Source organism: Paragemmobacter amnigenus (genome assembly GCF_009908265.2).
GTDB classification, from domain to species: Bacteria; Pseudomonadota; Alphaproteobacteria; order Rhodobacterales; family Rhodobacteraceae; genus Paragemmobacter; species Paragemmobacter amnigenus.
In genome coordinates this window covers 100,407-122,597 of sequence record NZ_JAAATX020000009.1, presented here as the reverse complement: position 1 = coordinate 122,597, position 22,191 = coordinate 100,407, and the positions used below count along the sequence as shown (strand labels likewise).

Sequence of the window (22,191 nt, the reverse complement as noted above, 5' to 3'; positions counted from 1 at the left end):
TCCACAAACGGTACTCACTACCCCTGGCACCGACGCCCGGCGCTCTTTCATGACGCTGCGGAGGCCGATGCACCGCAGGCAGGTCAAGACCGCGCGAAGCCTTTGTAAAGGCGTCACTAATCCGACCGGCATCCGGTGCGCCGTTTAGGCACAAGGTTGCAGAAACGTCAAATCGCATGTGCTGGAAGTTGTAACACGACCCGCGCGCCTTCATGTTTCTTAAGGATTCCCACAGCCGTAATGCTGCGGCGCGGCGCCCGAGCGGTTCTGAGGCCTGCCCGTAGTCGTGGCTATCTGCCTTCCGGCCCGTATGACGGTTTGCATGTCTGCATGCTTGCATAGGCGACAGGCTGCGCATCTGCCCTTGAACTCGTCCGCATGGCTGGTCCGAAGGCAAGGCGACAGCAGGCCTTCGTCGGGGAACGATCCCGAACTTGACCCGCCAACCGCCTGCACGCCGGACAATCTGCCTGCTTGCCTGTCGACATGCTTGCCGGTTTGCCCAGTGACGGGTTGACCATGCGCCGAGCCAGCCTGTGGCTTCACGCCCAAAGCAATCCATAGTCTACCATGGGCAGGCCTTGAACCATCGAGCGACCCATTCCCCGACCCCCCTTCCCTTCCCGGGCACCCTTTCCTTCGGATCGTCGAGCCTTTCCTGGCAGTTCCTCCTTTAGGGAACGCAAACCCTCGCAAAACCAAAGGTTACAAGGCGCTCGACCACTTTGGTCTCGCGTCAAACGGAGGCCTTACGGCCGGGGCGCAGGGATGCAGTCGGCGGGCCAGCCGCCGACCCCTGACGCCATAATGAGTCCTCACCGGCTGTCCGGTTTCCGCACGCGGGCTCCTCTTCGGAGGAGCGGAAACCGGCCGGTGAGGACGGTTGGCAGGAACGGTGGTGTGTGGTACATGATGCGCAACGACTTCAAAACACATGTAATGATGCAATGCCACGCTCACGCCTGACCTCTGCCGAGACTGCCGCCGTCAAGGCGCGGCTCCTCGCTGGCGAGAGCGTCGCGGCCGTGGCGAGGTCGATGGGCCGTTCCCGCCAGGCGCTGTCTCGGATCAAGGGCAGCTTTGATCGGAAGGAGGTGCGGCGGCTTTCGGTCAAGCTGAACATCCGCATCACGGAAGACGAGCATGCAGCCTTTCAGGCAGTTGCCGAGGCAAGCGGTCTGACGGTTTCCGAGGCAATCCGGCATCTGGTCAGACAGGCAAGCGATCGTCTGGCCATCCAGGCAGACGAGCTTGATGCCATCGCTGCAGCCAGGCGCGAATTGTCAGCCGTCGGCAACAACCTCAACCAGATCGCCCGTCTGGGGGCAGTCGGACGCCTGACCTGGAATGCCCGCGATGCCGCCCTCGTACGCAAGGTTGGCGCGCGGGTCGATGATCTGGTTGAAGACGTTGTCCACCTCCTGTCGGCGCTGAGGGCCAAGCAGGGACTTGGTGATCAAGCCTCCGCATTTGCCCATGCCGCCGACGCTTCTGCCGTGGCGCCCAAATGACCCGCTCGCCTTCCGTCGAAGATCTGGTTCTCGGTCATGTTCTCGACGATCGGCGTCGTGGGCGCGGCGGAGGAGGCGGCGCGTCGTCTCGGCTCGGCACGCGCAAGGAACGCCAGACCCGGGCACTTCTGCGCAACGCGAGCGGGCCGCGCGGCTGGCAGTCGGTTGTCAAACGTATTGCGGGCGGCAGCGCCCGAACGCCGCAGGAGTTGAATCGCCTTCTCGACTATGTGGCTCGGGAAGAGGGGGTGCAGAGCACCTGGTGTAATTTGGCGGGCTATGAGCGTGACTTCGATCCCGCGCGAACGGAACGAACGGCGGACATCTGGTCTTCGACTTGGACCGGCGCGCCGCGTCGGGGACACGCGGATCATATCGTATTGAGTTTTCCCCGAGGGGTGGACACCGAACGCGCCGAGGTCATCGCCCGGGAATGGGGTCAGGCAGTGTTCGGGTCCGGTGAATATGGGGATGTCTGGCGCTATGTCGCGGCGCTTCACAAGGACACTGACCATCTGCATGCGCATTTCGTGGTCGACAAGCATGGCATCGAGGATGGTCGGTTCCTTTCGATCTGCCGTCATGCCGCGCTGAACTTCGATGTGATGCGCGAACTTCACGCCGAGATCAGCCAGGCGCATGGGCTGAACATTCTCGCCTCGTCGCGCCTTTCCCGCGGCATCATCGAGAACCCGCCGCGCCAGTCCGAGCTGCGTGCATCGCAAGAGGGTGGGAAGTCCACGCCCCCTGCCCCGCCGCCGCTGTCCGATGGGGAGCGGAGCCGACGGCTTGCCGCGATGAAGGGCTTTGCCCGTGAGTACGAAGCCTTAGGCGATCTCGCCGGCCTTGCCGCCGCAACTGGCACTGAGGCGAACGCCTCTTCCTACCTTTCCCGGCTGGCCCGGGCGCTTGGCGCCTCTGCCGCCGCTCTCAGACAAGGAGTTCCCCTGATGCCCGATCACTCGCTTCATGCCGAAGGCGACCCCGCCGCGCGGGTTGAGGCTGCGCGCAGCGAGATGATCGCTTCTGCCACAGAGGCCTGGGAGGCGATCCGCGCCATGGAACCCTCGGCCGAGCGGGTTGACCTTGAACGGAGCTTTGCCGAGCAGGCGCGCGTCTCGCTGAAACTCGCGCCCGACAGTGTCCTCCTGGCAGAGCATGCTCAGGTCGCCGACCGGAATACGGATCCCTACTTCAACCCGACTCTCGCATCACTGGCGCGACTGGAGCAGGGCCAGACCGAGGGTGTTTCTCTCGATGAAGGTCTACGCGCGACCCTTGCACATGTTCGCGACGAGATCGGCGAACGGCTGACGGCGCTGTTCTCGATCCGGGAAGATGAGCTTCGCATAGCCGGCACGTCCGTCGAAGAAATGGTCGCCCGCTTCAGTTTGGCCGAGCGCAGTGAGAGCCAGCGAGCGAGCTGGATCACTGAGCAGCCGAACACAATGCAAAAGGTGTTCTGGATGGAAACGGAGCGCGCGCTTGGCCAAGAAGTTCGGGCAGAAGTCGCTGCTTTCAATTTAGCGCCGGAACTGACCGAGGCCGTCGCGCGCGACCAGTTGCTGAGCGCAGATCGCCATATGAAGCTCTCCGAGGTGCCGGCGCTGGAAGCCATCGTCGACCGCCTGCACGACACCCTGAAACCCGAGGATCTCGACCGCGTCCGGTCCGGAGATCTGGCCCCGCTCAACGAGCAGGTCAGAGATCCAGCACTCCGGGCCGCCGTCGCGCATGAGTTGAAAAACGAGGGCGACCTCGGTCAGTCGAGCGAGGTCGGACCCTGGGCCGACCTCGCACGGGCGCAGCATCGCGCTGCCGAACTGGGTCAGCGCGACCGCGCCGTCGAACGCGACACCGGGCACGAACTCTGAGGACAGACCCATGCTTTCGAATCTCGACACCGCCTGGCGGTATCCGCTGGCGCTGCTCCTTGGCCTGCTGACCGGTCTCTACATCGGCGGCATGCTGGCGACGATCTACGTGATTACTGCTTTCCGGGAGAGCCTCGATACGCTTAGCCCGATGGGCCCCTGGTTCCTTCGCTACGCCTGGGCCGACCTCGCTGCGCGGCCTTCGGTCCTGCAGGGCGCGCTGATCATCACGGGTGCTGTGACCGTCGCCTTGACGCTGGTCGGTCTTGCGGGGGTACATCGCGGCCGCCTCAACCAGTACGACGACGCACATTTCCAGTCGCGCCGTGAGTTGAAGCGCAACCACATGGTCGGAACCCTCGATCAGAACGGGTTCATCTTCGGCAAGCTCGGCCTCCCGAAATCCGACGCGCCCTTCGTGATGGCGCCACCCGACCGCTTCCCCCATGCGATGATGATCGCGCCCACGGGCCGGGGGAAGGGCGTCGGTTTCGTCATTCCGAACCTCCTCCACTTCTCAGGCTCGGCGATCATCCTCGACGTGAAGGGCGAGAACTTCGCCAAGACCTCCATCCACCGCAAGCACGGCCTGAAAAACAGTATCTGGTACTTCTCGCCCTTCGATGAGGACCGGGGCTCTCACCGCTTCAACCCGCTCGCCCGGATCGCCGCCCTGCCCTCGGCCGAGCGTCAGTACACCGCGCTGAACTCGATGGCCGATCTCTTCCTCATCCCGGAAGGCGAAAGCGCACAGAGCTTCTTCAATGCAGGCAAGCGGCTCTTCATCGCCTCCTGCCTCTACGCCATCGAACAGCGCCGCCCAACCTTGGGTTTTGCCGGCGAAATCATGGCTGGGGGTGGCGACAAGAAGAAGAGCTACACGGCCATCGCCGAGACCACAAACATCCCGATCGTCTCCCGCACCTTCCTCGAGATGGCCGACGTTCCGGAAAAGACCCTCGGGGCTTATGTGTCCGTCATCCAGGGATCCGGCCTCGAGCTTTGGAACGACCCGGCGGTCGACCGGGTGACTTCCGCCAGCGACTTCGACTTCTCGACGTTCCGCCGCGATCCCCAGAGCCTCTACATCGTCGTCCAGCCGGAACACCTGAAAACTCTCGCCCCGCTCGTCCGTCTTCTCTTCGCGGATGCCATCGCCTCTTTGCAGCGCCGTGAGCCTGGTCCGGACGAACCCCATGCGGTCATGTTCCTGATGGACGAGTTTGACCAGCTCGGCCGCCAGCCGCTTGTCCTCTCTTCCATCAAGACCATCCGCAGTTTCGGCGGCCGTTTCTTCATCATTTCCCAGACCATTCCCGGCCTCGATGACATCTATGGCGAAACCGGGCGGCGCTCACTGCAGGGTGGCGCAGGCGTGCAGATCTACATGACGCCGCAGGATGATCGTACCGCCGAGGTCCTGTCGAATGCCTTGGGGCGCTCCACAATCACCGCCGTGACCGAGAGTCAGTCGCGGGTGCGTGCGCTGGAGGACAGCGCGAATGTCAGCAGGCGGTCGGAGGAGCGGCCACTGATTTCTGCAAACGAGGTACTGCGGTTTCCGCTGGATGAGGTGCTGGTCCTGCCCGAGGGGCAATATCCCATCCGGGCGCGTCACATCCGGTACTACGAGGATCGGCACTTCGGGCCGATTGATCGGGCGCGGAAAGGGAAGGTGTTACCGACCACACGAGGAAGCGGAGCGGATGGCAGGCATGTTGCTGTTGGGAAGCTGTCGGGGTTGACTGCGTCCGATGGTCCTGCGGGCACCGAGGTCTTCGGAGAAGCGGCACGGGTGTTTCGGGAAATCGCGGAGAGTGCCAAACGGACACGGAAAGTACCGGCTAGGGTCTAACCGGCTCTTGGTCGCTCAACCTCACCGCATACTCCTACGGGCAGATACGGCCCTAAGCGAACGATGGCAGGATTCCCTGCTACCGCAGGTCAGCGTTACATCATGATGGAGAACCAAAAGTTCCGATGGGTTTGCTGTTGCTGATCCGCTTGCGTTCGATTGCTGGATTTAGACGCAATTGACCTTGGCCGTCCCCTTCCTCGAAAGAAGTAGACCTCTTTGCCCCGAAGTGCAGCCAGCCAAAATCGATGATGATCCGGCTAGTGACCCTGGTAAGCTCTGGCAGGATTAACAACCCTACCGGGACCTAGCTAGCAGTTTGGACATGCGTGCTGAGGTCGTGCGCGGCGCAGCGTCCAGTTAACCTGCAGAAAGCTTCAAACTGCGACACGAAGACCTTGCCGGCGAGATGGGTCAGGAACTCCGTTTTGTGCAATCGATCCATGACCGGCCCCTTCACTTCGGAAAAGTGGAGCGTCACACCCATATCGCGCAGGCGGTGATCAAGGGACTCCAGCGTTTCCAGTGCGCTCAGGTCGATTTCGTTCACGGCCGAACACATCAGGATCACATGCCGCAGCGCGCTGTCACCCGTGACGCGTTTCAGGATGACGTCTTCGAGATAGCGCGTATTGGCGAAATAGAGGCTTTCGTCGATGCGGAGGGTCAAGACCGTCGGGTCCGTTTCGACTTTGAACCGATGGATATTGCGGAAATGCTCGGTCCCGGGAACAAGCCCCACTTCAGCCACATGAGGCCGTGAGGTGCGGTACAGGTGGAGGACCAGCGACAGAAGGACCCCCGCGGATACGCCCGCCTCGACACCGACGACCAGCGTGACGGCCATGGTTGCTGCAACGGCCGAAAAATCGGCTTTGGAATACCCCCAACTGCGCTTCAGGATCGACAGGTCCACAAGGCTTAGCACCGCAACGACGATGGTGGCTGCCAGGGTTGCTTTTGGCAGAAAGTGAATGAGCGGCGTCAGGAACAGCGCGGCAAGGGCAAGGCCGATGGCGGTGAAGGCACCCGCTGCAGGCGTTGCGGCACCGGCGTCGTAATTCACGACCGATCGCGCAAAGCCGCCGGTGACGGGAAAGCCACCTGTCAGGGATGCGCCGATGTTTGCCGCGCCGAGCGCGACCAGTTCCTGGTCGGGATCGATCCGCTGGCGGCGCTTGGCAGCAAGGGTCTGACCCACCGAAACCGACTCCACGAAGCCGATCAGGGAAATCAGCGCTGCAGGGAGGAGAAGCGCTTGTATCAGCGACAAGTCAAAGGATGGCAGCGTGAACGGAGGTAGGCTTTGCGGGACGGCACCCACGACCGCCACACCCGAGTTGTCAAGACCAAGCCACCAGACTGCAAACGTGGATGCTGCGATTGCGACCACGGGCCCGGCTTTCGCCAGCATGTCGGCGGGGCGCGCCGAAAGGCCGATCCGGCGCAAGAGGGGCTTCAGACCGCGACGAACCCAGAACAGGAAACCAAGGCTAAAGGCTCCGATGACCAAGGTCGCTAGACTGACTTTGCCCAACTGCGCCAAGAGTGACGCAAGCTGCGGGAAGAGTGCATGACCGTCTGCCTTCAGTCCGGTCAGCGGGCCGATCTGGCTGGCCGCAATCAGGATGCCCGAGGCCGAAATGAAGCCTGAGATAACAGGGTGCGATAGGAAATTCGCCAGGAACCCCAGACGAAGCAAACCCATCACCAGCAGCATCCCGCCAGACAGGAAGGCAAGCGTCAGGGCAGCTACAGCATAACCGGCGGTCCCCGCCTCAGCCACTTGTCCGATCGTGGCGGCTGTCATCAACGACACCACGGCAACCGGTCCGACAGCAAGGACACGGGATGTGCCGAACACCGTGTAAAGCAGGATCGGCACGATCGAGGCATAAAGCCCAGCCTCGGGCGGCAGCCCCGCCAGAAGCGCATAGGCCAACGACTGAGGGATCAGCATGATCGTGACGATCACCGCTGCCAGCAGGTCGTTCGTCAAGACATGGCGGTCATAACTACGGCCCCATTGCAGGATCGGAAGGTAACGTGCGGAGGAGCTCGTGGGCATGGGACAGGTCTTTTTTCTTCGTGAACGCGTTCAGGGACGGAACATTCGTCGGGGGATCAGTCGACGCCCTCAGCGAGGCCGTGCAGCATAAAGGCTCTGCGCACGTGCGCCGGACCGGCAATAGGCCAGAACCTTGCCTTTGGCCGTCGTCACAGCGGTATCAAAGGCTGCGACATCGGCCTCCGTTGCCTGACCCGGACGTATCGGGATGTGGTGGGCGTCAAGACCGGCTGCTTCGGCCGCCGCCTTGATTTCGGCAAATGTCGGTTGGCCACCTTCTTCATGGTCCGGTCGATTGCAGATGACAGTGGTGAACCCTGCCGCCTTGAGTTGCGCTAGTTGCGCGGTGGTGATCTGGGGGCTGATCGCGAAATCGGCCGAGATATGGGTGACATTCTGCATTTCTTGATCCTCTGGCAGAAGCTTGTGGGGTTGGTCCGGCGGCTGGTCGCAGCTGTCACAGACCGTTGAGGGGCACTTTCAGCATCGGGCGGCCGTCCTTGTCGGTCGGAACCTCACCCGCGCGCATGTTGACCTGAAGCGAAGGGATGATGAGCTTCGGCATCGCAAGTGTTGCGTCGCGCTCGGTGCGGAACTTCACGAACTGCTCTTTGGTCGCGCCTTTGCCGACATGGATGTTGTGTTCCTTTTCGGCAGCCACAGTGGTCTCCCACTGGATGTCGCGGCCGTTCGGGCCGTAGTCATGGCACATGAACAGGCGCGTCTCGTCCGGCAGGGCCAGAACCTTCTGAATGCTGTCGTAAAGCGTTGCTGCATCGCCGCCGGGGAAGTCGGCGCGCGCCGATCCGCCATCGGGCATGAACAGCGTGTCGCCGACAAAAGCGGCATCCCCCATCACATGCACCATGCAAGCTGGTGTGTGGCCGGGCGTGTAGATGGCCACAGCCTGCATGTTGCCCACGCTATAGGTGTCGCCATCCTTGAACAGGGCATCAAACTGGCTGCCATCGCGCTGGAATTCGGTCCCTTCGTTGAAGATTTTCCCGAAGGTTTCCTGCACGACCATGATCTTCTCACCGATCCCGATCTTGCCGCCCAAAGCCTGCTGGATGTAGGGCGCGGCCGACAGATGGTCCGCGTGGACATGGGTTTCGATGATCCACTCGAGCTTCAGCTCGTTCTTGCGAATGTAATCGATAATGGCATCAGCGTGGGCATAGGTGATCCGCCCCGCCGCGTAATCGATGTCCATCACCGAGTCGATGACGGCGCAGGCATTCGACGAAGGGTCCTTCACCACATAGCTGATGGTGTTTGTCGCGGGGTCGAAGAAAGCCTCAACCTCGGGCTTGACAGAGATGTCGATCGGATAAGCGTTCATATCGGTATCCTCGAAGTTTCAGGTTTCAGGGCGCAGGACGCGCGCGGCTCGGGCATGGGTCAGGGCCATCAGGCCCTTGGCGGCAAAGATTCCAGCGACCAGGGCCGCGACAAAAACGAAGACATCGATCTGTCCTGTGCCCAAGGCAGGCAGCGCCCCGCCCGGACAGAAGCCAGCAATGCCCCAACCAATCCCGAAGAGTGCCGATCCGCCCAGTAGGCGTGCGTCGATGCGCGGGTTGTCGGGCAAGTGAAACTTAGCATCCAAGACCGGGGTCGGTCTGCTCAACACGATCTTGTAGCCAAAGAAGGCCACAACAACGGCGCCCCCCATCACGAAGACAAGGCTTGGGTCCCAAGTGCCAGCTATGTCGAAGAAGTTCAGCACCTTGGCGGGGTTCGCCATGCCGGAGATGGAGATGCCTACGCCAAAGATCAGGCCGATAAGATAGGTCAAAACAAGGCGCATGGCTCAGGCTCCCAGAACGTGACGGATGATGTAGACGGTCAGGCCGGTGGTCAGCATGAAGGTCAGCGTCGCAGCAATCGACCTGCGCGACAGGCGCGCCATGCCGCAGACACCGTGCCCGGACGTGCAGCCGGAACCGTAGGTGACGCCAATCCCGACCAGAAAACCGCCAAGGACAAGCATGGGCATCGACACCGGTACTTCGACCGCGGGCATCGCTCCGGTCAGCACCAGCAGTGCAAGCGGGCCACTGACCATTCCAGCCAAAATCGCAAGGCGCCAGCCTTTGTCGGGATGGGCGGACGGCGTGAGAACGCCTGCAAGAATGCCAGTCGCCCCCATGATCCGGCCGAGCGATAGCATCAGCAGGACAGAGGCCAAGCCGATCAGGACGCCGCCAGCAAGCGATTGCCAAGGGGTGAAGGCCGTTTCGATGACGGAGAGTTCCAGCATCACTTCACCCCAGCCTTGATGGGGGCCGATCGCTCAGTGATGTTTCTTTTCGTGGCAAGCATGGGTCCAGACCTCCTCTAGAGATTGGAACCCATTTAGGACTCTCGGAATCACCTTTCAGTAACGATGTCACCAAACCCAAGAACTTTGTCAGACGACATCGTTGTAGGCAGCGAAATGCCGTGCGTGTGCTGGCAACCTTACTGGTTTGCCTGAGCAGCTACAGCCTCCACCTCAGGCCGCGTCCAGAGCCGCCAATCTCTCAAGCCCATCCGGCTCCACAAGTTCGACCGATCCGCGTGACTGCTTGATCCAGCCCCTGCGCTGGAACTCTCCCAACTGGCGCGAGATGACCTCTCGTGCCGTCCCGAGTTCGGCGGCCAACTGCTGGTGCGTGGCCTTGATCTGGCCCGTCCCTCGCTCAAGGTCCAGCAGCTTCTGCGCAAGGCGGATGTCGACACGCTGGAAGGCTATGTCTTCGATGATCTGGAACAAATCCGTGATGCGCTTGGAATAGGCCGTGAAGATGAACGTGCGGAAAGTGACGGACTGGGCGATGAGGTCATCGAAGACGGTCCGGGGGATGGCGACCGCACGGACGTCGGTCTCGGCGATCCCCTCGGCCGAATAACCTTCATGGGCCAGCAGACAGGCCGTGGTCAGCACGCAGCTTTGCCCCGCTTCGACCCTGTACAAAACGATTTCTCGACCGGCCTCCGACACCTGCTGCACCCTCACCCGACCCTCCAGCAGAAGAAGCAGGTTTTCCGGCGACTTTCCGGGACCAAAGATCACCGATCCTTCGCGCACCGTGACGACCGCACTTTTGCGGGTCAGCACATCTCTGATCGCTGGCTCCAACCGCGATAGTCCAGGAAACTGCTCGATCCAATCCGCGTTCATTTTGCGCTCTTTTCTGCTTCGTTTTCCCAAGGTGCCGTAATCTCGGGGTTCAGGCGTGGATGTGTTTCTTCACCCCAAAAGTAAAGAAGCGCCCCCGATATGAACATCGAAAGGGCGACGAACAAGAATGGCGCCTCCACCGCCCCCGCCAGATGGGCGGCAAGTCCGACACCAAGCGCCCCGATCCCATAACCCAGATCCCGCCAGAAGCGGTAAATGCCAATGGCCGATCCACGCCAGGCCGGGGGCGTGATGTCTGCCACCGCCGCGCCAAGGTTCGGATACAGCAGCGCCATGCCGAACCCCGCGATCCCCGCGGACACTGCCCACCAAGGGGTGGAGTCCACCACCGCAATCAACGCTACGCCCGCCCCGCAGATCCACATGCCAAGCACGCTCGGCCAGAAGCGCCCGACATGGTCGGACAGGCGACCAGTGACAAGCTGCGACGCCCCCCAGACGAAGCCGTACACCCCCACGATCCAGCCCATCTCGGTCAGGCTGGCACCTTTGGCGGTCAGGTAGACGGGTAGAATCACCCAGACCAATGCATCGACGAATTTTTCGACCAATCCCGCCTGCGACAGGGCAGCCAGCCGTCGGTCGCGCCACGTCATCAGGGCAAATACCTCTCCCGTATCCGGATGGTCCGAAACACCCTTAGGATAGCGCGGCGGGAACATCGGACGGGCTGTCCTGTGTGCCGCCGTTTCCGCCTTTGCCCACGGCAGGGTGTCCTTGATCCAGACCACGGTCAAGAAGATGCCAAGCACCACCACCGCCATTCCGAAGACAAGGAGGCCAAGCCGCGCGCCCAACGCCTCTGCAAAATATGCGGTTATGACTCCAGCCAGGGCGACACCGACATATCCTGAAAACTCATTCAAACCCATCGTGAGGCCTCGCTGGTCGGCGCGCGTGATGTCGAGCTTGGAAGTCTGTGTCATTGACCAGCAGAGTCCCTGATTGACACCCAGCAACACCGTCGCTGCGACGATCCAGCCCCAGTTCGGTGCCGCCCAGATCATGATGGGGATTGGTAGAGCGATGATCCACCCGACCAGTAGAACCCGCTTGCGACCGATGCGCTCTGAAAGGCGACCGGCGACGAAGTTCATGACCGCCTTGACCACGCCAAAGGCCATCACAAAGACGGCCAACATGACGAAAGATCCTCGCACCACTCCGAACTCGGTTTCCGCGAGCGCGGGTATGACTGTGCGAGTCATGCCAATGGCGAAACCAACCAGCAGGACTTGGATGAGTTGATGTGTGAACTGGCCAAAATTCTCACGGATGCCTAGCGGTAAGGAAGCAGTAGACATCGTACTTGGGTCCTTCGTTCACGGTTGCATCAACCTTTGCTTACTGAAACAGGCGATAGCCAGAATGTCACCCTCCAAACCTTGCGACGACAGTCTGCATTCCGCTCTTTGCGACCCTCAAAGGCAAAGCATCTCCGCCACCCCGCGCCGCCCGCCCTGCCGCGAAAGCTGCACCACCAGGTCCACGCTTCCCTCGCAGTACCGCTTCACCTCTTCGAACCCCATTCCAAGCCCGGCGGCCATCACCATGATTGCGAGGCGGTCGACGGCCTTCCGCGCGGTGTCTGCATGGATAGTTGTGAACGACCCACCGTGCCCGGTGTTGATTGCCTCGAGGAAGGTTCGGCTTTCCTCCCCGCGTAGTTCGCCCAAGATGATCCCATCCGGGCGCTTCCGAGGGGAGGCTTCCAGCAATCTCGCTGGCGTCCGTTCCCCTTGGCCACTACGATCCGCCTTGAGCGCTACCGCGTTCTCCTGACGAGGGAACAGCTCATAGACATCCTCAATGGTCAGGATCCGCTCGCCTTGATCCACCATCGACAAGAGGGACCGCGCGAAGGTCGTCTTCCCAGTCGAGGTGCCGCCGCAGATCAGGATGTTCATCCGCTCCTCGACGCAAAGCTGCATGGCCTCGACGACCTGCCCGGCCTCAGCCAGCTTCATCGCCTCCCCTGCCCTTTCCCGACGTATGGCATCGAGATCAACGAGACCGCCATGCATAAGACGCAGTTCAATCAACTGATCGGTAGCGACCTACAACGGCCGGAAGGTGATGGCCATCCCGCCTTCCACGATGGGCGGTGCAACGACCGGTGCTAGGATCGCCATGTCGCCCCAGACGATCTTTCAAGAAACGGTGGGCTTCTTTTCCGAGAACTGCACGCCGACGGCAGAAGCGATAGCCTGGCCGAGGTTGTTCGAGAGAACCCGGTCGATCTACAGATGTGCGAGCCGCTCCATGTGAGTCGCGCCCGTCCACTCGATCCAGACCTTGCCGTCGGGGTTGATCGCCACCTCGACCAGATCGTCCCGCAGGAACAGGGGCGCGAGCGGCGTAAGGTAGGTCCCGAGGAAACTTGGCCGATCATCCATCACCAGATTTCCAGATCGCGATCTACCATGACCGTGATCGCGGCCTCAGGGGCGACGGTGATGATCGGCAAAAGGCTTGTGTAGGCCTCGACGGCTAAGCCCATGGCGGCACTCAGGTCTTCGCCCATGCTCACGGCCGTGTCGGAACTGATCTCGTCAGTGTATTTCGCGGCGGCGACGGCGGGGGCTGCCCCGAGAAGGGAAATGAGCGCAGCTGACCCGAACCGCTCACCAAACCGGCTGTTGACCTTGCCGGTGATGCCAACGCGACCTTGGGCATCGCCACCGAAGGCTTCCATCTGCACGGACTGCCCGTCGGGTTTGACGAGCCGCGTCCAGGCGACGAGGATGCGACCCTGGCCGATGGCCACGTCTGAGGAATAGTCCCCGAAGAGACGCGAGCCTGCCGGGATCAGGATTTGGGCCTGATCGAAGGACCAGACTGGTCGCGTTACGATGGCTGTGATCTGGCCAGGCAGGCTCGAGTCGACCGCGTTCTCGAGGGTCGCTTCGATCATCGTTCCCTGAAGCACGGTGTTCGAGGGATTTGCGATGACCTGGCTCACTTCCGTGGCGGTGGATTCTCGCCCCGACTGCACGTAATCCCGACCTATCGCATCTTGGCCCGCGGCCGGGGCTTGGGACATCCCCACTGCATCCCCTGCCCCACCCGTCTGCCCATCGTTAAAGACGACCGAAGGCGAGGGCCACGCGAGCTGCGAGTTGCGCTTCACGCTCGGCGCGCTTGGCAGCCAATTCAGCCTCACGCATTCAGCAGCACCAGCGGTGTCGGCGCTTGCTTTCAGGACCGCGATCTCCTGATCGAACTGCCGCCGCATGTCCTCCATCAGCGCGAGGTTCTGCGACTGTGCTTCTTCGAGGGCGAGCGCCAGTTCCTTGGCGGTCTGGTCCTTCTCGGCATCGGTCCTGTCGGCAAGATCACCCAACTCGCGCTGCAGCCGTTCGACCTCGGACTGAAGTGTGGCGTTCCGCGCTTCGAGGTCTTCCCGCTGGGAAGCCAGTTCCCCTTCGATGTCGGAGAAGCCATCCCCGGCGGGTTTTGCCTCCGGGCCAGGTTCGATGGCGCCGAATGGCGAGAGCCTACCCCCTGATCCTGGAACTCTTCTACGGCGGAGGTTTCCACATCGGGGATGGTGCGGCTGGAAGGCCAGACCGTCCAGAGCGCCGCAAGGCTCGCCCCCGCCAGCAGCGCACCCATGCCAAGCTTGTGTTGCCGGGTCATCTTCGGCTTGGGTCGCTCGATGTTGTAGTCCGGTTCTGTGCCCTTCTGCGGATCAGTCATCTCGGGATCAGCCATTTCAGAACTCCCATCCCTGTAGCTTGGCGAGCAGGGCCGGATCAGTGGTCACGCCGCCATCCACCCGCTCGATGCAAAAACTGCGTGCCGATCCAGATCGAATAGGCGGAGCGCAGCCCCGAGACGCGGACGATGCTGCCCCGTGTGCCGGAGTTCAGCGTTACTTCGCGTCCCGTCGCATCGACGCCGAAGATCGATGGCCGGAGACCTGGTGCGAAGGCGAAGAAGGTCGCTTGCCCATCGTTCCAGATATGGACGGGTCAGGGTCTCGTCGCCCGACCAGGCACAGCCGATGTCGCGCGACCCTGCGGCTACCGTGGTGCTTTTCGTGCGGCTCGTGCCCGCCTCGGGATAGCGCAGCACCAGCCGGTAGGTCGGATTGCGGGAGCGCCCCTCGCTGATCGACAGCGAGATCGTGCGCCGCCCGGTATAGATCGTCATGTTGGTCTCGGCCCCGGCGATCCAGGGTTTCACGGAAACCGTGGTCCGGTTCGAGAGGACCTCGACCTAGAAGGCCTCGCTGTCGCCGAGAAGGACGGAAACGATCCGCTGTCCGGCGCCCAGTTCGATGGCGGAGTTCACGCGGAGATGCGTGTCGAGCCGGATGACGTCGACGGGGTTGTAGAGAACCGACCGGACGCGGGCATCGGCGCCCATCCAGGCGGCGCGTGATCCTGTGCGCCTTGGCTGGTACCGGTCTTCTCCATGCCCTTGCGGACTTCCTAACCCATCACGATGACGCCTGCCGTCAATTCTGGCCCGTTTCGGACTCGGTGTTTCGCAGTCCAGTCAGCTACTGGGACAGCCGCTTTTACGGAGACATCTTCGGCGTGTTCGAGGTGGCGCTGGAGCTATCATTGACCGCTGTACTATGTTGGCGGATGAGTCGATGGCTTGAGCGCGTTCTGCTTATCGGCCTCGCAGCATTCGTGGTTGTGTCCGTTATCCTTTCCGGCGGTTTGCAAGGACTATACGGCCCGGGCTGAGTGTCAGATGCTGGCCACCACATCGGCGAGCATCTGTCGCACCTGACCCGCAACCTGCTTCAATGCTTCATTCGGAATTGCAGTCATCGAGGCCACCGGATCAATGACGCTGAGCTCGACGCCACCCGGCACTTCGCGAAGGATGACGTTGCAGGGCAACATGGCTCCAACCCTCGGCTCCATCTCCATGGCCTGATGCGCCACGCTTGGATTGCAGGCCCCAAGGATGCGGTAGCCCGGCGTGGAGACGTCCAGCTTCTTCTTCATCGTCGCCTGCACGTCGATCTCGGTCAGCACGCCGAAGCCCTTGGCCGTCAGCGCCGCGCGGGTGCGGGCATCGATACCTGCCACGTCGGCACCGGGGAAGCTGCGGTCGATGGTGTAACTCATGATTTTCTCCTCAGGTTGGGCGATAACGCCGCAGAAGTTAAGCGTTGATCGCGACGAAAATGGTCAACGCAGATATGAACACGGCACCAATGGGCGGGGTCATCAGGAACCTGTGCTGAAGGCGATGCCAAGATCGGCTTCGACCAACGCCGGAAATTCGTTGACCCCGTCACTGACCAAGGCGACCGTGAGGCCCGCGCACACAAATCGCGCACCTTGGCGGCCTTTTGACCGGGCAGCACCTGCGCGAAATATTTGTCCAGCACGAGTTGTGCCGCGACTAATTTCGCCACGCCTTCACAAGTCATCATGATCGACCGCACGCCGCGCGCCCTCAGCCGCGCCACTGCGTCCCGCGATTCTGCGCGCACAATCAAGGGCAAGATGACACCCGAACTCTGCCCATTTGCACAGTCCGCCGCTGGCAGCCCAAGATAAGTAGAACAATCGGTCCTGCATATCAACGCAGAAGGTTGCGACCGATGCCTTGAAAATGCCTTTAGACCGAGCCCGGTTTGTCAGGCCCTTGCACTTAACTTGTTACGCGGTTTCTCCGGGACCCCGTCTACACATGCTCCGGCGGTGCTGACAGGTTTCCATGCGCTCTTTCTTTCAGCAGCGACGCTCACGGGAACGGGTAAAACCGCGACTAAATCGCCTCTGTCGGTCTTTACGTCGGGCTCGGCTGCTCGCCTAGCGTCGATACGGTCGCGCATGGAGCCACGGATCTCTTTACCTGCTCTTTGCATAGCTTATTTGGCTGTGAGTCTCGGGATCCACCGACATCACAAGGACCCCGGCGGCCGCTGACGTTGTTTCTAAATTAGGCGTCATTGGTTCGTCATCTGCAGGAAGGAGCCTGGCATAAGATCCCCCGTCGTCAAATATTCTGCCGGGCATGAAGAGAGCATCGACGATTGCCCCTAGTCGGGCTGGTAACCCGCGATTAATTGGCGCAGGCCGACCATCGCGCCTGCTACGATGGCGGCAAGCGTCACCGGCCCGGACCAAGCCAGCGTCGCGAAGGCCGTGACCCCCTGGCCGACCGAGCAGCCCATCGCCACCACGCCGCCGATGCCCATCAGCGCCGCGCCGCCGACCTGGCGGCCCAGTTCGCGCGGGTCCTCGCAGGCTTCCCAGCGGAAGAGCCCCCGCAGGATCGAGCCGGTCAGCGACCCGACCATCACCCCCACGACCGAGCCGACCGAGAAGGTGATCCCCCCGGCGGTCGCGGTCATCAGGTAGATCAGTGTCCGCCCGACCGGCGCGGTGAAGGACGGGCCCTCGACCGAGATCTCGCCCAGGCTTTCGGCGGCCAGCCAGGACGTGCCCATGAAGCCCCAGGCCACCGCCAGGCCGGCCGCCACGCCCCAGGCGATCTGCCGCGGGTTCTGGCGCAGGCCCGCATGCGCCAGAGCCCAGATCAGGAATCCGCCGGCGATAGCAAGGATGACCACAACCGGCGGCAGGCCAAGCTGGCCGAGGTCGTGCAGGATGCCCTGCGGGCCGGTCGCATCGGGCTGCGGAAACAGCATCACGCGCAAGGGGGCCAGCGGACCGGACAGCGCGACGAAGCCGAAGATGCCCATGACCACCACCACGACCAGCGAGCGCAGGTCGCCGCCGCCAAAGCGCACCAGCGCGCCAAAGCCGCAGTTTCCGGCCAGCGCCATCCCATAGCCGAAGACCAGCCCGCCGAAGATCGAACCGGCCACGTTCCACTGGATCGCATGGTAGAAGGTGCCGCCGAGGTCGATCAGCCCGGCCCTCGCGCCGAACTGCGTGGCAAGGATTGCCACCGCCAGCACGATGCCCCACAGGCGCATCCGCGTCTGGTCGCGGCCATAGACTGCCGATTCCAGGGCGCCGAGGGTGCAGAAATCCCCAAGCCGCGCCGCAAGGCCCAGGACCACACCGCCTGCCAGGCCTACAAGGGCCGCCAGCACTCCGATCGGGACCGTTTCCAGCACCTGCGCCTCCTCCGGCGGTTCAGCCGCCCTCTGATCTGTAAAGTTGTGCCAGGACCTCGATCATCCCGGAAACCTTGGGGTCCAGCAGCGAATAGAAGATGGCCTGCCCCTCGCGCCGGGCACTGACCAGACCCTCAAGACGCAATCGCGCCAGTTGCTGGCTGACGATAGCCTGACGCGCGGACAGGAGGTTTTCAATTTCCGTGACGCTTTTCGGCCCGGTGCGCAGGTGGCACAAAATTGTCAGCCGCCCGTCATGCCCCATCGCCTTCAGCAGCGTGGCGGCCTGTTCGGCGCATCGGACCAGCCCCTCCAGATCGGGATGCGCGTCCCCCGAGGCCGCGCCCGCCTGCCCGCTGTTAAGCTGTTCGTCCCCCGCCAAAGCGCCCGCCCCGGATTTCCCTGTCCCCGTTATTGCGTCCGGCTTTGCCAAAGGGCAACCCACCTCTCGCCAGGAGGCGCCATTCGCCGTGACAGCGCGGCGCGCGCGCCTCAGTCCTGCGCTGCCTCTCCGTCCTGCGCTGCCTCGGCGATCATCCGCGCCAGAAGCGGCCAGAAGAAATCCTCGCCCGGATAGCCTTCGATCCTGCCCGCCTCGGCCCCGTTCTCGACCAGCACGAAGGTCGGCGTGAAGACCGGAGGCGAGACGAGTTCCACCCCCTCGGGCAAGGGATCGCGCAACTGCAACCGGCGCAGAGGTGCGGCGCGGCCTTCCTCGGTCAGGGGATATTCCGGTGCGACCTCCTTGTTCCAGGCGGCGCAATGGATGCAGCCGGGCTGCTCGAACATCAGAAGCTGCACCTCGGCCGCCAATACGGCGACCGACGAGGCGAGCAGGAACGCCGAAGCCAGAAGGCCGGGATAAGTCACGTTGACAGCCTTATAGAAACATAGAACTATCGTAATCTACCTTTGCCCATCCGGCAAGGCAGCGCTTCCCATGGGAGGTGGGCGATGCTTGATATCTCGTTCGGCGGTGCCGCCCTGGCGGGGCTGCTGTCCTTCCTGTCGCCCTGCATCCTTCCGATGGTGCCCTTCTACCTGTCCTATATGGCCGGCCTTTCTGTGCGCGAGCTGCGCGACGGCGACACGATTGCCCCCGGCGCACGCGGACGGCTGGTGGTGCAAGCCCTGGCCTTCGCCATCGGCGTGACCACGATCTTCGTCCTTCTCGGCCTTGGCGCGACGGCCCTGGGCCGCAGCTTTGCCCAGTGGAAAGAGCCGCTGTCCTATGTCGCGGCCGCTGTCCTGATCCTGTTCGGGCTGCATTTCTTGGGCGTCTTCCGCATCGGCTTTCTCTACCGCGAAGCGCGCGTGGAAAGCTCGTCCAACCCGCGGACGCTGGCGGGGGCCTATGTGATGGGACTGGCCTTCGGCTTTGGCTGGACGCCCTGCGTCGGCCCGGCCCTGGCCGCGATCCTGATGGTGGCAAGCGGCATGGGCGACCTATGGCGCGGGGGGATGCTCCTCTTGGTCTACGGCCTGTCGATGACGCTGCCCTTCGTGCTGGCCGCCTTCTTTGCGGGCTCGTTCCTGGCCTGGGTCGCGCGGCATCGCGCGCTGATGGGCCATGTCGAAAAGGCGATGGGCGTGATGCTGATCATCTTCGGCCTCCTCATCGCCACCAATTCCGTGAACCTCATCGCCGACTGGATGATCCGCACGTTCGACTGGTCCGCGACCCTGACCTGACAGGAGAATCCATGCTGCGCCGTCTTTTCCTTCTTGCCGCCCTTGCGCTCTCCACTCCCGCCCTGGCGGTCGAGCTGGGCGACGACGGGCTGCACAAGCCCGACTGGCTGCGCGAGACCTTCAAGGACCTGCGTGAAGATCTGGCCGAGGCCAATGCCGAGGGCAAGCGCCTGATGATCACCTTCGAGCAGCGGGGCTGCATCTATTGCACCGAGATGCACGAGAAGGTCTTCACCGACCCCGCGATCGACAAGCTGATCCGCGATCACTACTTCGTCGTGCAGCTGAACCTGTTCGGCGATGTCGAGGTGACCGATTTCGACGGCACGGTCCTGTCGGAAAAGGACATGGCGATGCGCTGGGGCGTGATGTTCACCCCGACCCTGGTCTTCCTGCCGGTAGAGGTGGCCGAAGGCGTCTCGGCTCCCGAGGCCGCCGTCGCCATGATGCCCGGGGCCATCGGCACGGGCATGTTCGAGTCGCTTCTGATCTGGGTCCGCGACCATGGCTACGAGAGCGGCGAGAACTTCCAGCGATTCGTGGCCGAACGCATGGCCGAAAGCCCCTGAACCGGCAAGAATATTATAGGCATATATCTATATAGTGTTGCTCCTATATTTTTTGTTGCCCGTAGCCTGATTCCGCCCCATAGTCGTATGCGGAGGAATACAGGGAGGATAGGAATGACACGCCAGCCTTGTCTGGTGGCAGCGCTTTCGCTGTCACTTGCAGTGCCAGCCCTGGCAGAGACCGCGCCGAAGGACGTGATCTTCGACGGTGGCAAGGTCGAAGCGTCCCTGACCGGCGCGCCGGGCGATCCGGCCAACGGGGTCAAGGTGATGACCACCAACGCGCTTGGCAACTGCGTTGCCTGCCACACCATCGCGGCCCTGCCTGACGTGCAGTTTCCCGGCGACATCGCGCCTCCTTTGGACGGCGTCGCCAGCCGGTGGAGCGAGGCGGAACTGCGCGGGATCGTCGCCAATGCGAAGATGACCTTCGACGGCAGCTTCATGCCGGCATTCTACAAGACCGAAGGCTTCATTCGCCCGGGCGGCGGCTACACCGGCAAGGCGCCCGAGGGCGATCTGCCGCCGATCCTGACCGGCCAGCAGATCGAGGATGTGGTGGCCTACCTGCTCACCCTCAAGGAATGACGGGCTGACCGCCCCACAGAAAGGAGAGACCCCGTGACCCTGACCAGACGCAAGGCCCTGACTCTCGGCCTTGGCGGCATCGCCTTCGCCGCGATCCCCGGCCTGTCCACTGCCGCGACCGTCGAGGAACTGACCGCAGCCTTCACCGGCGGTGCGGCCCCCGGCACCAGCGGCATCACCCTGACCACACCGGAAATCGCCGAGAACGGCAATACCGTTCCCGTCTCGGTCGATGCACCCGGCGCGGTGGCCATCATGCTTATGGCCTCGGGCAACCCCGAACCGGCCGTGGCCACCTTCACCTTCGGCCCGGCCGCCGGCCGCCAGTTCGCCGCCACCCGCATCCGTCTCGCCAAGACCCAGGACGTGATTGCTATGGCCAAGATGGCCGACGGCTCGATCGTCCAGGCCCAGGCCACCGTCAAGGTCACCATCGGCGGCTGCGGCGGCTGAGATATCAGGAGGAAACACCATGGTCGAAGAAGTCAAACCGCGGGTGAAAGTCCCCAAATCCGCCGCCGCAGGTGAGATTGTCACTATCAAGGCCTTGATCTCGCACACGATGGAGTCCGGTCAGCGCAAGGGATCGGATGGCAACCTGATCCCGCGCAAGATCATCAACCGGTTCACCTGCGATCTGAACGGAGTGAACGTGATCGACGTCGCGATCGACCCGGCGGTGTCCACGAACCCCTACTTCGAATTCGACGCCAAGGTCGATGCCGCCGGCGATTTCAAGTTCACCTGGTATGACGACGACGGCTCGATCTACGAGGACGTGAAACCGATCAACATCGGCTGAGTGGAAAGGACAAGGGAGGAAAACAAGCCATGCACCGCACAGCCAAGACGATTGCAGCCTTCAGCCTTGCCTTTGCCGGTGCGGCTTTGGCGGACCCGGTCGAAGATACGCTGGTGATCGAGGGGGGCGACGGCGAAACGATCGAGATCGTGACGTCTGCACCAGCGCCTGCACATCTTGCCGATGTGATGGACACCATCTACTCCGGCTGGCTTTACCGCGAAGACGAAACGCGCGACCTTCAACGCGACGACTTCGACAATCCGGGTATGCTCTATGTCGACCGCGGGCTTGACCTGTGGAATTCGGCGATCGGCAAAGGCGGCGAAAGCTGCGCGGGCTGTCACCAGGGGCCCGAGACGATGGCGGGTCTGCGTGCGGTAACGCCACGCGTAGATGCGAAGACCGGCGCACTGATGACGGTCGAAAACTACATTGACGCCTGTGTGACCCAGCGCATGGGGCTGGAATCCTGGAACTGGACCGGCAACGAGATGAAGGACATGCTTGCCCTGATCTCGATGCAGTCGCGCGGCATGGCGGTCAATGTGGCCATTGACGGCGCTGCGGCCCCTTTCTGGGAAAAGGGCAAGGAACTCTACTACACCCGGTTCGGTCAGCTTGAGATGTCCTGCGCCAGCTGCCACGAGGACAACCAGGGCAAGTTCATCCGCGCCGACCACCTCAGCCAGGGTCAGATCAACGGCTTTCCGACCTATCGTCTGAAGGATGCCGGCATCCTGTCTGCCCAGCAGCGCTTCGTCGGCTGCGTCCGCGACACCCGGGCCGAGACGTTCAAGCCGAATTCGGATGAGTTCAAGGCACTTGAACTGTTCGTTGCCTCTCGCGGCAACGGGCTCTCGGTCGAAGGCGTCGCAGTACGCCACTAATATCGGGGCCGCGACTGTCGGCCCCGCCACTCAAACCTGTTAACTCCGGGTCGGCCTCTGACGCGCCTGCGCGATCCTATGTGGCCGCCCGGGCT

At 62.6% G+C, this 22,191-nt stretch carries 26 protein-coding genes; 9 read left to right on the top strand and 17 right to left on the bottom strand.

Annotated features, from left to right (window positions below; translation table 11 throughout):
• The first annotated feature begins 1,037 nt into the window (after window positions 1–1,037).
• The 3 genes from GU927_RS13610 to GU927_RS13600 are packed head-to-tail and all read left to right on the top strand — an operon-like array spanning window position 1,038 to window position 5,240.
• A complete protein-coding gene (locus tag GU927_RS13610; RefSeq protein ID WP_161762996.1) occupies window positions 1,038–1,511 on the top strand; it encodes a plasmid mobilization protein in 474 nt (157 codons plus the stop codon).
• Window positions 1,508–3,385 carry a relaxase/mobilization nuclease domain-containing protein gene (locus GU927_RS13605; RefSeq protein WP_161762995.1) on the top strand — a complete coding sequence of 626 codons (1,878 nt, stop codon included), beginning with the start codon at window positions 1,508–1,510 and terminating at the stop codon, window positions 3,383–3,385. The genes GU927_RS13610 and GU927_RS13605 overlap by 4 nt, the downstream gene beginning before the upstream one ends.
• A 10-nt stretch (window positions 3,386–3,395) precedes the next feature.
• Window positions 3,396–5,240 carry a type IV secretory system conjugative DNA transfer family protein gene (locus GU927_RS13600; RefSeq protein ID WP_161762994.1) on the top strand — a complete coding sequence of 615 codons (1,845 nt, stop codon included), beginning with the start codon at window positions 3,396–3,398 and terminating at the stop codon, window positions 5,238–5,240.
• Window positions 5,241–5,547: 307 nt separating this feature from the next.
• On the opposite strand, the gene GU927_RS13595 is transcribed toward GU927_RS13600, so the two are convergent.
• The 17 genes from GU927_RS13595 to GU927_RS13515 all read right to left on the bottom strand — a co-directional run bounded on the left by GU927_RS13595 (window position 5,548) and on the right by GU927_RS13515 (window position 18,425).
• On the bottom strand, window positions 5,548–7,308 hold the full coding sequence (locus tag GU927_RS13595; RefSeq protein ID WP_161762993.1) for a SulP family inorganic anion transporter: 1,761 nt from the start codon (window positions 7,306–7,308) through the stop codon (window positions 5,548–5,550).
• A 69-nt stretch (window positions 7,309–7,377) separates the two neighbouring features.
• Window positions 7,378–7,710 (bottom strand): TIGR01244 family sulfur transferase, encoded by a 333-nt coding sequence (locus GU927_RS13590; RefSeq protein ID WP_023666455.1) that lies wholly within the window; start codon window positions 7,708–7,710, stop codon window positions 7,378–7,380.
• A 55-nt stretch (window positions 7,711–7,765) separates the two neighbouring features.
• The gene (locus GU927_RS13585) at window positions 7,766–8,650 is read right to left on the bottom strand and encodes an MBL fold metallo-hydrolase (RefSeq protein ID WP_161762992.1); all 885 of its coding nucleotides are present in this window, start codon (window positions 8,648–8,650) and stop codon (window positions 7,766–7,768) included.
• 18 nt (window positions 8,651–8,668) lie between these two features.
• A complete protein-coding gene (locus GU927_RS13580; RefSeq protein WP_161762991.1) occupies window positions 8,669–9,118 on the bottom strand; it encodes a DUF6691 family protein in 450 nt (149 codons plus the stop codon).
• A 3-nt stretch (window positions 9,119–9,121) separates the two neighbouring features.
• Window positions 9,122–9,571 carry a YeeE/YedE family protein gene (locus GU927_RS13575; protein ID WP_161762990.1) on the bottom strand — a complete coding sequence of 150 codons (450 nt, stop codon included), beginning with the start codon at window positions 9,569–9,571 and terminating at the stop codon, window positions 9,122–9,124.
• A 234-nt stretch (window positions 9,572–9,805) separates the two neighbouring features.
• Complete coding sequence (locus GU927_RS13570) at window positions 9,806–10,474, bottom strand: Crp/Fnr family transcriptional regulator (RefSeq protein WP_161762989.1); 669 nt, start codon at window positions 10,472–10,474, stop codon at window positions 9,806–9,808.
• The gene (locus GU927_RS13565) at window positions 10,471–11,799 is read right to left on the bottom strand and encodes an MFS transporter (protein WP_161762988.1); all 1,329 of its coding nucleotides are present in this window, start codon (window positions 11,797–11,799) and stop codon (window positions 10,471–10,473) included. The genes GU927_RS13570 and GU927_RS13565 overlap by 4 nt, the downstream gene beginning before the upstream one ends.
• Window positions 11,800–11,916: 117 nt before the next feature.
• On the bottom strand, window positions 11,917–12,462 hold the full coding sequence (locus GU927_RS13560) for an ATPase, T2SS/T4P/T4SS family (protein ID WP_161762987.1): 546 nt from the start codon (window positions 12,460–12,462) through the stop codon (window positions 11,917–11,919).
• A 273-nt stretch (window positions 12,463–12,735) separates the two neighbouring features.
• Complete coding sequence (locus GU927_RS13555; protein WP_161762986.1) at window positions 12,736–12,891, bottom strand: hypothetical protein; 156 nt, start codon at window positions 12,889–12,891, stop codon at window positions 12,736–12,738.
• On the bottom strand, window positions 12,891–13,838 hold the full coding sequence (locus GU927_RS13550; RefSeq protein WP_161762985.1) for a TrbI/VirB10 family protein: 948 nt from the start codon (window positions 13,836–13,838) through the stop codon (window positions 12,891–12,893). The genes GU927_RS13555 and GU927_RS13550 overlap by 1 nt, the downstream gene beginning before the upstream one ends.
• A gap of 419 nt (window positions 13,839–14,257) precedes the next feature.
• Entirely contained in the window at window positions 14,258–14,650 is a 393-nt protein-coding gene (locus GU927_RS13545; RefSeq protein ID WP_161762984.1) for a hypothetical protein, read from the bottom strand.
• 66 nt (window positions 14,651–14,716) lie between these two features.
• Window positions 14,717–14,866: a hypothetical protein gene (locus GU927_RS13540; RefSeq protein ID WP_161762983.1), complete on the bottom strand. Its 150-nt coding sequence runs from the start codon at window positions 14,864–14,866 to the stop codon at window positions 14,717–14,719.
• A gap of 332 nt (window positions 14,867–15,198) precedes the next feature.
• On the bottom strand, window positions 15,199–15,585 hold the full coding sequence (locus GU927_RS13535) for a DUF302 domain-containing protein (RefSeq protein ID WP_161762982.1): 387 nt from the start codon (window positions 15,583–15,585) through the stop codon (window positions 15,199–15,201).
• Window positions 15,582–15,908, bottom strand: coding sequence for a hypothetical protein (locus GU927_RS13530; protein WP_161762981.1), 327 nt, complete (start codon window positions 15,906–15,908; stop codon window positions 15,582–15,584). The genes GU927_RS13535 and GU927_RS13530 overlap by 4 nt, the downstream gene beginning before the upstream one ends.
• A gap of 600 nt (window positions 15,909–16,508) precedes the next feature.
• The gene (locus GU927_RS13525; RefSeq protein ID WP_332838503.1) at window positions 16,509–17,555 is read right to left on the bottom strand and encodes a YeeE/YedE family protein; all 1,047 of its coding nucleotides are present in this window, start codon (window positions 17,553–17,555) and stop codon (window positions 16,509–16,511) included.
• A 19-nt stretch (window positions 17,556–17,574) separates the two neighbouring features.
• Window positions 17,575–17,937: an ArsR/SmtB family transcription factor gene (locus GU927_RS13520; RefSeq protein WP_394357678.1), complete on the bottom strand. Its 363-nt coding sequence runs from the start codon at window positions 17,935–17,937 to the stop codon at window positions 17,575–17,577.
• Window positions 17,938–18,047: 110 nt separating this feature from the next.
• A complete protein-coding gene (locus tag GU927_RS13515) occupies window positions 18,048–18,425 on the bottom strand; it encodes a thioredoxin family protein (protein ID WP_161762980.1) in 378 nt (125 codons plus the stop codon).
• 84 nt (window positions 18,426–18,509) lie between these two features.
• On the opposite strand from GU927_RS13515, the gene GU927_RS13510 reads away from it, so the two are divergent.
• From GU927_RS13510 to soxA, 6 genes are all read left to right on the top strand, one after another.
• Window positions 18,510–19,247, top strand: coding sequence for a cytochrome c biogenesis CcdA family protein (locus GU927_RS13510; protein ID WP_161762979.1), 738 nt, complete (start codon window positions 18,510–18,512; stop codon window positions 19,245–19,247).
• An 11-nt stretch (window positions 19,248–19,258) separates the two neighbouring features.
• The gene (locus tag GU927_RS13505) at window positions 19,259–19,816 is read left to right on the top strand and encodes a SoxW family protein (RefSeq protein WP_217765651.1); all 558 of its coding nucleotides are present in this window, start codon (window positions 19,259–19,261) and stop codon (window positions 19,814–19,816) included.
• Between the two features lie 114 nt (window positions 19,817–19,930).
• A complete protein-coding gene (gene soxX / locus GU927_RS13500) occupies window positions 19,931–20,404 on the top strand; it encodes a sulfur oxidation c-type cytochrome SoxX (RefSeq protein WP_161762978.1) in 474 nt (157 codons plus the stop codon).
• 33 nt (window positions 20,405–20,437) lie between these two features.
• Window positions 20,438–20,857, top strand: a complete 420-nt coding sequence (gene soxY, locus GU927_RS13495; protein WP_161762977.1) for a thiosulfate oxidation carrier protein SoxY — start codon at window positions 20,438–20,440, stop codon at window positions 20,855–20,857.
• Between the two features lie 19 nt (window positions 20,858–20,876).
• Window positions 20,877–21,206: a thiosulfate oxidation carrier complex protein SoxZ gene (gene soxZ / locus GU927_RS13490; RefSeq protein ID WP_161762976.1), complete on the top strand. Its 330-nt coding sequence runs from the start codon at window positions 20,877–20,879 to the stop codon at window positions 21,204–21,206.
• Window positions 21,207–21,235: 29 nt separating this feature from the next.
• Window positions 21,236–22,096, top strand: coding sequence for a sulfur oxidation c-type cytochrome SoxA (soxA, locus tag GU927_RS13485; RefSeq protein ID WP_161762975.1), 861 nt, complete (start codon window positions 21,236–21,238; stop codon window positions 22,094–22,096).
• The last annotated feature ends 95 nt before the right edge of the window (window positions 22,097–22,191 follow it).